Below are 8468 nucleotides of genomic sequence, written 5' to 3' on the forward strand. Positions count from 1 at the left end.
GTCACGGCGACGACGCAATGGGCGAGGCGTCCGGCACAATATCGACATCACCGGGCCGGCACGCGAGCAGCCGCAGGCGTTGAAGGAAGGGCGCATGTCCGATCAGCCGTCTTCGCACCGTCCCCTCGAGGAAGCCTCGCCCGCGGGAGCGGCGGAGCCGGACGGGGACGGTGCCGCCGGGCGCTGGCTGACCCCGGGCGTCGGAGCCGTCGGTGCGGCAAGCTTCTTTTCCGACTCCGGCCACGAGATCACCACGTCGGTGCTGCCGGCATTCATCACCGGAACGCTGGGGGCCTCCGCGAGTGCCCTCGGAATCATCGACGGCATCAGTGACGCCCTCGTCGGCGTCATGAAACTGGCCGGTGCTCCGTTGGCCAACGACCGCACAAAGCGAGGTCGCACGGCGTCCGGCGGTTATCTGGGCACGGCGCTGGCCACGGGCGCGATCGGTGCGACGGTCGCGGTCTGGCAGGCGGGGCTGTTCCGCGCCCTGGCGTGGCTGTCACGCGGGTTGCGCTCGCCGTCGCGCGATGCGCTGCTGGCATCGCTGAGCCCGCCGTCGGCGCACGGCAGAGCCTTCGGGCTGGAGCGGGCGGGGGACAACCTGGGCGCGGTGGTCGGGCCACTGCTGGCCGCGGGCCTGGTGGCATGGGTAGGTGTTCGGCCGGCGCTGCTGCTGGCGGCGGTGCCCGGGTTGTTCGCCGCGCTCGCGATTCTCGTCGCCGCGCGTGCGGCGCGTCGCGACGATCCCGCAGGCGGCGAGCCGGCGGCACGGCGGCTGCAGCTTGCGGCGCTCCGTGATGCGGGGATGCTGCGCGCCCTGCTGCCGGTCGCGCTGTTCGAGTTCGGCAACCTCGCCGCGACTCTGCTCATTCTGCGGGCGGCGCATCTTTTCGTTTCGCCGCTGCGGTCGGCGACCGCAGCCACGTCACTGGCCATCCTGGTCTATGCGGGTCACAACGTCGCCGCGACGGTCTCCTCGCTGCTGGCGGGACGCTGGTATGACCGCGCGGGGCCTCGGGCCGTCTTCGCCACGGCCGCCGCGGTCTACGTCGTCGGATATGGGTTGTTCGCCGTCGGGGGGCATAGCGTCGCGCTGATCGTGGTGGCGTTTCGTGCGGCGGGGATAGGCATCGGGCTGGCCGAACCCACCCAGTCGGCGGTGGTGTCTCAGCTGCTGCCGGACCGGCTGCGCGGCAGCGGATTCGGTGTCCTTGGCGCCGTGCAGGCGGCGGGTGACCTAGTGGCGACCGTGGTGGCCGGCTTCCTGTACACGCTGGTGTCTCCGGCGGCGGCGTTCGGCTACGCCGCGGCCTGGATGGCCGCCGCGATGCTGGCCGCGGGTCTGTTGCGGCCGCGCTGAGGCGGCGCGGGCCGCGACGTCAGTCGTCGCGGTCGGGCTTGGTGAGTTCGGGCGCGTTCTCGCGGGTCGCCATTCCACCTTCGCGGCCATGATCCGCGGGGCCGGGAGGGTCGTCCTTGGGGTCGTCGCGGTCGGGTTCTGGGCGTTCGGTCATCGCAACTCCTCTGTCGACGCAAGGACTACCCGCCGGGCCCGGCGCAAAATCGTGGTCGTCTTCGACGGCAAAAGTGGGTAAGCACCGTACAAGCGCGGGACCGCGCCGAGTGTGCAATCAGGTAGTCGAAAGGCGGCATCGGATGGTTCGTCACGAAGGGGGCCGCTGGGATGTCGGCGCCGAAGCCAAGGCGGTTTATCTCGAGCGCATCTCTGACAGCGATGAGCGAATATTCGACGACCTGCTGTCGCCACAAGAGGCCCGCGAGCTCGCCGGCCTCTTGACGAAGTATGCGGACAAGGCCGATGAGGCGGATGCGAAGGACGAGGAGTCCGACGACGAGGAGTCCAAGGGCGACGAGTCCAAGGACGACGAGTCCGAGGACAAGGAGTCCAAAGACAAGGAATCCAAGGACAAGGAATCCGAGGACAAGAGCAAGGAGTCCAAGGACAAGGAGTCCAAGGACAAGGAGTCCAAGGACGACTCCGACGACAAGTCGAAGGACTCCGACAAGTCCGAGGACTCCGACAAGTCGGACGACGACTCCGAGGACTCCGAGGACTCCGAGGACTCCGAGAAGTCCGACGACGACTCCGAGGATTGAGGACCGTTCCTCGGTCGTTTCGGGTCGCGGGCAGCGCCCGATAAGGCAACTGCCTCAGGCAGTTTCGCGACGCCGCTGAACGGCAGGCGCGGACAACGGTGTCAGGCGCCGCGGCCTCGTGCTTCGTCGCTAGAGGGTGGACACTCCGACCGCTTGGGGACCTTTAGGCCCCTGTGTGATCTCGAATTGGACCCGTTGATTCTCCTCAAGCGTTCGGAAACCGCTTGCCTGAATCTCGGATTGGTGGACGAACACGTCCTTTTCTGCACCGTCAGGGGCGATAAATCCGAAACCCTTTTCGCTGTTGAACCATTTCACAGTTCCTTGCGGCATGACAACTTCTCTCTCTTTTCCCAGTGGATCTGATTCAGGCATATCCACATTCCGCCGCGACGCGGCAGCAACGCGACGTGCCGACCGATTTTGCCCGGCACCCTCGAGACGGCCGGCATGGTGGAATCGCTAGTTCCCCGATCAGGCCTTTTTGCCGTGCAGTAACGAATCAGTCTGGGACACGCTGGCGGCCTCGGTACGCTTCGCAGCGCGTTTTTCTTTCAGGGACTTACCCGACTTCTTCGACATAGTTTGGCGGGGGGATTTGTCAGACATCGCGGCCCTTTGATTTGGGGGCCTGATCGGTCCCGGTTCGCCGAGTCTACGCTCCTGCGGGGCCGCCCGTCCTCATCTATCCAGAAACTGCTGGTGAACGCCTTGAAAAGACACAAAACGGTGAAATCTGGCTGCCCGCAAAAAGTCACGTTTTCCGCCGTTCGCCGCAAACCTGCGTGCAGCGCGAGCCGATGGGTTGGGCTGATGGCGCGCTGTTCCATCACCTTCCGGTCGGCCCAGCCCACGGGTGCACCGACGTCCGGTTCGTGACGAGGTACGTTGAGCCGCAACGGGGTTCGCTCCGTCGACGTGAGTTGCTGTTGGGTGCCGTGGCCGACTGGGTGCTACTCGAGCACATGATGGCGTAACGTTGATACAGAGCCGTTTCATTGTCGGCACTGGCCTCGAACGTCATCGCACGCACGAGATCACGGACAATGCGATTCCTCCGTCGACCCGGTCTCTCGGGCCGGCCACCGCGAAGTGTGAAGGGCCGCAAATGAATCGCGCAAATCCGTCGTTCGATCTCGTCGCATCAGGACAGAATGCGGTGGCGGAACCACCCCCACGGATGATCGGGACGATAGGGCCGGCGTGCCGACAGAGCTCGCTGCGGCTCACGCTAGCGACCCGGCTCGGGAACAAGGTCGATGGGGCGTGGTGGCCCCGGACCGGGGTGATCTCGCGAGAACTCCCCGAATTAGTGTCCGTCTTGAACGTCCGTTTGGGGCAGGTCGTCGACATCAACGTCAACTGGTCAGCGTTGCAAGGCCAGCCGCAACTGAATTGGGGTTGGTGGCTAGGCATTGACCCTCAAATCATGACGGTCTCCGGACGGGATGCGCGCGCAAGACTTCTGATTGTCCCGCACCGCACCGGTACTGCGCTGGCGGTGATGGTTCTACGGCGAGCTGCCGGCCTACCCGTCTATGCGGTCGATCACGATTCGCGCGCGTTCAAGTCCGCCGAAGGCATTGTGCGCGCCGCCGGGGGCGAGCCGATGTCCGTGGCGCGCCGTCGCCGCTGAGACGATCTCGCGGGCAGGATAGACAGTTCTCGTTGAATATCGCAGCGCTTGCCGCCGGTATGGGCGACCTACGTGCGGGCTTCTATCTCTTTCGCGCTGATCATCAGCAAGCTTTCGACCGTCAAGCCGTTGTTCGGACCGGCGGCGGTCATCATGACGGCATGCGCCTGCGCGGGGTCGGTCTCGGGCGACAGCACCAGGAGAACGATTCTCTTGCGGTTGGTCCCGACGACTTCGATGGTGTTGACGGGCTGGAGGCGATACCCGTCGAGTCGTACCACCTGGTTGCCAAACTCGCATTTGGCGGGCGCCGGCGCCCAATCGGTGAGTTTGTAGATCACCCGGCCGATCGGACCGAGTCGGACTGACAGCACCGCCAACAGGTCTGGCAGTTCTGCCACGAGATCCTGGCTGCGTGGCCACCACGCTCCATCGACAGACCCGCTGGGCGGTGCTTTGGGTTTGAGGCGCAACCGCGGGGTGTGGATCGGTGGGGTGTGTCGATGTCCGACATCCATATGGTCCGTTTGCGGCGTCATGACGACGCTCCCGTCTTGACCGCGAAACCGGCCAAATTATTCGAATCGACGACGACATGGCTTTGAATAGCCACGCACGAAGTATCGCCGATTGCTCCCACACTACCCGGTATCCCCGGCCCGAAGGGGCGCAAATCACCAAATCGCGGTTTCCGGCTGTGTGCTGCCTGGTCGGCTTCGATTTGCCTTGTAGCGCAGTCGGTTTCAACCGATTTCAGCGGATGGAAACCAGGTGGTCGATGGAGTCCATGGGCAAATCGCCGTCCACGACGGCGCTCACGCCCAGACGGTTCAGGGTGACCGAGCCTTTGTGATTGTCGAGAAACGCCGTGTCGGAGGCGTCGCGGCCGGTGGCTATCCGCACCAGGGTCTGGCGCGGCGCCAGCAGCGTCGCGTCCACCACCCGCCAGTGCCCGTCGACGAACGCCTCGGCGACGGCGTGAAAGTCCATCGGGTACACGCCGGGCGCGTACACGGACACCACCCGGGCCGGGACGCTGACCGCCCGCAACAGCGCCACCACCAGATGCGCGTAGTCCCGGCACACGCCTTCGCCGGCGAGCAGGGTGTCCACCGCCCCGTCGATCGGGTCGCTGGAGCCGGGCACGTAGTCCAGCCTGGTGCCCACCCACGAACTCACGTGCTCCAGCAGTTCGGCGGAATCGCGGTCCTTGCCGAATTCCGTTGCGGCGAAACCAAAGAACTTGTCGGATTCGGCGTAGCGGCTGGGCCGCAGGTACATCGACTGGTCGTATTCGGTCACCGGCGCCGGATCGGTCTGACCAACGATCGTCGCCTCGTAATCGACGCGCAGCGTGCCCACCGCCGCGTCGAACTTGTGGATGCGGTTGCCGTGCAGCCCGCTGATCTCCAGGGGCGTGATCGGCCGCCCGTTCAGGACGAACCGCAGCGACTCGAACACCTCGGCCCGCGGATGCGGTGCCACAGCGATCTGAAACTCCAGCGTCGTGGCCGCGGTGATTTCGACTTCGAGCTCGGCGCCCACTTCGCGTCTCATAGCGCGATCCTGCGCGAGTCGCCCCGGATTCGCCACCGGGACGCCGCCACCGGCGGGTTAGGCACCTTGACAAACGGGTAAGTGCCTTCCACAGTGCGCAACCAAGATCAGTTCGACGTGATCGCCCGGGATTTGGTCCGAGGGGCACCGGGGGTGTGCTGCTTGTTGCTCGACAGCGGGCTGCGGATCCGCGCGGCAAGCCCGGCCTACGAGCACGTCACGCTGCGAGAGCACGACGAGCTGCCCGGGCAGTACCTGTTCGACGCCTTCCCGGACAACCCCAACGACCCACACGCCGACGGAACCGCCAAGCTCGCGTCGTCGCTGGAGACCGCGATGCACAGTGGACACACCCACAAGATGCGGCTGCAGCGGTACGACATCCGCAACCCCGCCAACCCGGAGGAATACCTGCCGAAGGTGTGGAGCCCGACCAACTCCCCGCTGCTCGACCACGGCGAACTGGTGGGTGTGGTGCACTGCGTCACGGAAGTCTCGGAAAGCAAGCAGGTTCTTGCGGAGGTGACGCGCGACGTCGAGCAGGGCGGCTCCTGGGATCCTGGTGAGCTGTTGCACACGCTCGAGGCGGTGAACGCCGTGGAGACCGCCCGTCACCTCCAACGCCAGCGGGCATTGTCCGACGAGGTGACGCAGTTGATGCGCGCCATCGACACCCGGGACACCATCGGTCAGGCCAAGGGCATGCTGATGGAACGATTCAAGATCGATGCCGCCGCCGCGTTCGGGCTGCTGACCAGGCTCTCGCAGGAGACGAATACGCGGGTCGAGCAGATCGCCCGCATGCTGGTCGAGTCCGAGCAGCCCCCGACCGGGCCGGCGGGTCGCGGGTCGTCCTGAGTCGGCGAGCCGCTCAGAGGATGTGCAGACCCTGGGCCAGTTCCGAGACCCCGACCACGGTGAACAGCGCTACCAGGATCTGCCGGTGATAGGACCGCACCCAGTCGTGCAGCACCAACAGTAAGGACTGTGTTTTCGCCGGCCTGATCACGTAGCCGACGAGGATGATCTCGACGACGGCGTACATCAGGATGACGAATGCAACCGAGGCGCCGGCCTGCGCGGTGATCGAGGCGCCCGAGGCGGCGATGATGGCGACGATGAAGAGGACGCCGTCGACCGGCACCGCGATGACGCCGATTACCCACGCCACCCACGACGCCCCGCTTTCCCAGGCGTGGTGGATGCGGCCGAGCAGGCGCCGGAATCGGGACGGGTCGTCGGCCGGCACGTCCTGGACCCGGGTCAGCAGCCGCGGCATCGCGATCGGCGCACCCGAGACCATCGACAGTTCTGGCGAGCGGTCGGCGTCGGGCGCGGGCTCCAGCTTCCGCTGCCCGGTCAGGAAGCGGACCGTCATCAGTGCGGCGACCGACAAGGCGACCACGCCGAGGGTGATCTGGATTCTGCCGAGGGCCGAGCTCGTCGACGGGGACGCCGAGCCGTGCGCAAGGTGGCCGAACACCGGCGTGAAGTTCAGCAGCATCAGCGGGACGAGCAGCTCGGGTACGCATACCGTCAATCCGCCGAGCCAATAGGCGAGCAGGCTCGGCCCCGGACGGGGTCGCGAGATCATCAACAAGGCGAGGCCGAGGCGGACCGGATTGAGCGCTGCCAGGATCCCCAAGCCCAGCACAGACCCCCACATGGTTCGGGGCTCTACCCGTGAGCGGCCGCGTCTAAACGCGGCCGCTACCCGAGTAAGTACTCGAGTATTTTCGCGCCGCAAAGTCGGCTATGAATCTGCTGTGTGCGCCAAACATGATCGTGTTCAACGGATTCGGGGCCGGCCACCGCACGGTAGCGCGGCAGGTGAGAGGGCGGGGCGCGGGCCGAAAAGCCGCCCGGCTCGGGTGGGCGCAGCCGGGCATCGGAAGTAGCGGGCCCGGCCGACGCCCGAACGCTGGCGAACATTTTCTGCGCCGGGTGCCGGTGAGATCAATCACAACGTGCCTGTTTACGGGCCCGTGTGGATGGCCCTGAGCGCCCCTTGGCAAATCGTGCGAGGCTGGCTTGGCGGCCGATTCGCTCGGCGACATGCAACGACGGAGGCAGGCGATGGGGCAGGTGACGTGGGCCGGTCCGGCTCGGTGCAGCTACGGCGCGGCCGGGATCGCCATCGGTGATTCGCCGTACCGGCGGCCGCGTTTTAGCAAGCGCCCGTACGTTTTTGCATGGCGGCAGCCGAATTCGATGTCGGAGCACACCGGCGGAGCACGCCCAGGAACGTTCGCAAATGCGCAGCTGAAGGCGCTGGGACTTGGTACCAACGTGAATTCAATCGGCGGTTTCGCGATCACGCGTGCCGGCGCCGCTCCCGCCTGGGCCGCAGGGGCAAATATTTTGCGGTTGCGTAAACGAGGTTTTTCGATGCCCACAGCGGCAAACGATCACTCGTGGAGGGCACGCGAAATAGCCCCCGGCGTCGTAGTGGGGAAGTGGAGATGAACCCGCCGCACGCGCGACACGTTACTTTCGCTAAGCAGCAAAAAACGAGTGTGGCAGTAGAGTGACTGCGGATCGGTTATGTACGAACGGAATTCACATGTTTCGCACAGTATTGGCTGGGTATCGTCCACTCCGTGGATCGCGACGCCGACGGTCGTAGCAGCAGCTCACCCGGAGTGCACTGCTGATGAACGCTATCTGTCGGCGAGGGGCCACGATGGCCGTACCGGCCATCGTGTCGTGGCGCCGTCGCTGGCGACCGAGCTTACCGGCGTTGACGTCGGGCGCCTGGGCCGGTCGACATACCAGCCTGGCTTGACGGCTCAATCCTCAAGCGCCGCAACGATATTTGGAGTTGTCCGCGGCGCGTCTTGGTAAATGTACGTCTCGGTGTTAGGGGGTCCATCGGTGTCGCTCAATCCGTTCGATGACGACAACGGCCAATTTTTCGTCTTGGTCAATAACGAGGAACAACACAGTCTTTGGCCAGCCTTCGCTGTCATTCCCGCCGGTTGGAGAGTAGTTTTTGGGGAAGCCGACCGCGCCACATGCCTGCACTACATCGAAGAAGCCTGGCCCGATATACGGGCGAAAACTCTGCGCGACACGCTGACCGCGCCGGTTTGTGATCAGTAGACCGGTATCGGTATGAAGGGTTCCGGGGTCGACTCTTGGTGGGGGGCGTGTA

At 65.4% G+C, this 8468-nt stretch carries 10 protein-coding genes; 5 read left to right on the forward strand and 5 right to left on the reverse strand.

The window, feature by feature from the left end; all coding sequences use genetic code 11:
- The first annotated feature begins 94 nt into the window (after positions 1 to 94).
- A complete protein-coding gene (locus DQP57_RS14530) occupies positions 95 to 1363 on the forward strand; it encodes an MFS transporter (protein WP_240631762.1) in 1269 nt (422 codons plus the stop codon).
- A gap of 19 nt (positions 1364 to 1382) precedes the next feature.
- Here DQP57_RS14530 and DQP57_RS27435 read toward each other — a convergent pair whose 3' ends face one another.
- The gene (locus DQP57_RS27435) at positions 1383 to 1517 is read right to left on the reverse strand and encodes a hypothetical protein (protein ID WP_276310833.1); all 135 of its coding nucleotides are present in this window, start codon (positions 1515 to 1517) and stop codon (positions 1383 to 1385) included.
- Between the two features lie 142 nt (positions 1518 to 1659).
- Here DQP57_RS27435 and DQP57_RS14535 point away from each other — a divergent pair, with 142 nt between their 5' ends.
- Positions 1660 to 2121, forward strand: a complete 462-nt coding sequence (locus DQP57_RS14535) for a hypothetical protein (RefSeq protein ID WP_240631763.1) — start codon at positions 1660 to 1662, stop codon at positions 2119 to 2121.
- A 129-nt stretch (positions 2122 to 2250) separates the two neighbouring features.
- Here the strand turns inward: DQP57_RS14535 and DQP57_RS14540 are convergent, their stop codons facing one another.
- Entirely contained in the window at positions 2251 to 2454 is a 204-nt protein-coding gene (locus DQP57_RS14540; protein ID WP_112633609.1) for a cold-shock protein, read from the reverse strand.
- A gap of 847 nt (positions 2455 to 3301) precedes the next feature.
- Between DQP57_RS14540 and DQP57_RS14550 the strand changes: the two genes are divergently transcribed.
- Entirely contained in the window at positions 3302 to 3757 is a 456-nt protein-coding gene (locus tag DQP57_RS14550; RefSeq protein WP_112633611.1) for a DUF5994 family protein, read from the forward strand.
- Positions 3758 to 3825: 68 nt separating this feature from the next.
- Here DQP57_RS14550 and DQP57_RS14555 read toward each other — a convergent pair whose 3' ends face one another.
- Together DQP57_RS14555 and DQP57_RS14560 are read right to left on the reverse strand one after the other, a co-directional pair.
- Positions 3826 to 4296, reverse strand: coding sequence for a DUF5994 family protein (locus tag DQP57_RS14555; RefSeq protein WP_112633612.1), 471 nt, complete (start codon positions 4294 to 4296; stop codon positions 3826 to 3828).
- A gap of 214 nt (positions 4297 to 4510) precedes the next feature.
- Positions 4511 to 5314 (reverse strand): transglutaminase-like domain-containing protein, encoded by an 804-nt coding sequence (locus DQP57_RS14560; protein WP_205869132.1) that lies wholly within the window; start codon positions 5312 to 5314, stop codon positions 4511 to 4513.
- A gap of 93 nt (positions 5315 to 5407) precedes the next feature.
- Between DQP57_RS14560 and DQP57_RS14565 the strand changes: the two genes are divergently transcribed.
- The gene (locus tag DQP57_RS14565; RefSeq protein ID WP_112633614.1) at positions 5408 to 6172 is read left to right on the forward strand and encodes an ANTAR domain-containing protein; all 765 of its coding nucleotides are present in this window, start codon (positions 5408 to 5410) and stop codon (positions 6170 to 6172) included.
- Positions 6173 to 6185: 13 nt separating this feature from the next.
- Here DQP57_RS14565 and DQP57_RS14570 read toward each other — a convergent pair whose 3' ends face one another.
- A complete protein-coding gene (locus DQP57_RS14570; RefSeq protein WP_112633615.1) occupies positions 6186 to 6980 on the reverse strand; it encodes a GAP family protein in 795 nt (264 codons plus the stop codon).
- A 1208-nt stretch (positions 6981 to 8188) separates the two neighbouring features.
- Between DQP57_RS14570 and DQP57_RS14575 the strand changes: the two genes are divergently transcribed.
- Entirely contained in the window at positions 8189 to 8416 is a 228-nt protein-coding gene (locus tag DQP57_RS14575) for an MbtH family protein (protein ID WP_112633622.1), read from the forward strand.
- Positions 8417 to 8468: the final 52 nt, after the last annotated feature.

It is taken from the genome of Mycobacterium colombiense (genome assembly GCF_003284935.1).
Taxonomy (GTDB): Bacteria; Actinomycetota; Actinomycetes; order Mycobacteriales; family Mycobacteriaceae; genus Mycobacterium; species Mycobacterium arosiense_A.